Origin of the sequence: Cryobacterium sp. MLB-32 (assembly GCF_000738085.1) — a bacterium.
Lineage (GTDB): Bacteria > Actinomycetota > Actinomycetes > Actinomycetales > Microbacteriaceae > Cryobacterium.
This window is the reverse complement of the sequence record NZ_JPRS01000689.1, coordinates 1-671: the sequence shown is the minus strand read 5'-3', so window position 1 is coordinate 671 and position 671 is coordinate 1. Positions and strand designations below refer to the sequence as shown.

Genomic DNA, 671 nt, shown 5'->3' with positions numbered 1-671 from the left:
TGAAAACCCGTGGGGAATCTGCCTCAACCCGCCCGAGGTGGCCTCAGCTTTACACTCGGCCCTGCGTGCCATAGACTTGATCGAGGTAGTTGAACTCTGCCATGCTTTTCTGCGCCTTTTTCTGGTACAGGCAGGCGTGCGGCGTTTACTCCATAGGGTGGTGGCTCAATTGGTAGAGCAGCGGTCTCCAAAACCGCAGGTTGCAGGTTCGAGTCCTGTCCGCCCTGCAAGTCGGTGGTCACTCCACCGGCCCACGAAAGGTGTGACAGGTGGCCCGAAAAGTTATCGACGAACCCGGTGAGGAAGTCGTCGCGAACGCAAGAATGGCCCGCGAATCCAAACGCGGTCCCTTCGCTCGGATGGCTCTGTTCTTCCGGCAAGTTATGGCGGAGCTCCGCAAGGTCGTCACTCCCACCCGCAAGGAGTTGGTGAGCTACACCGGTGTCGTGCTCGTGTTCGTTGTGATCATGATGGCCATTGTCTCGGCATTCGACTGGGTATTCGCGCTGGCCGTGACGTTCATGTTCGGCACGCCGTAACACTCCGCCCCCACGTTTGAGCCGTACCGGCAGTTTTCCTGCCGAAGATAGAGCACCACAGAGAAGGATTGAGATTTAGTGACTGAGACGAAGCACGACGATGTCGACTGGGCCACTGCCGCCGAGCAGTCC

Annotated in this window: 1 protein-coding gene and 1 tRNA gene; both read left to right on the top strand. The window is 58.6% G+C overall.

Annotated elements, in window-relative coordinates; all coding sequences use genetic code 11:
• Nucleotides 1-154: 154 nt before the first annotated feature.
• Nucleotides 155-227: transfer RNA gene (locus tag JF66_RS20920), tRNA-Trp, on the top strand.
• Nucleotides 228-269: 42 nt separating this feature from the next.
• The gene (gene secE / locus JF66_RS20915; protein WP_035880897.1) at nucleotides 270-539 is read left to right on the top strand and encodes a preprotein translocase subunit SecE; all 270 of its coding nucleotides are present in this window, start codon (nucleotides 270-272) and stop codon (nucleotides 537-539) included.
• Nucleotides 540-671: the final 132 nt, after the last annotated feature.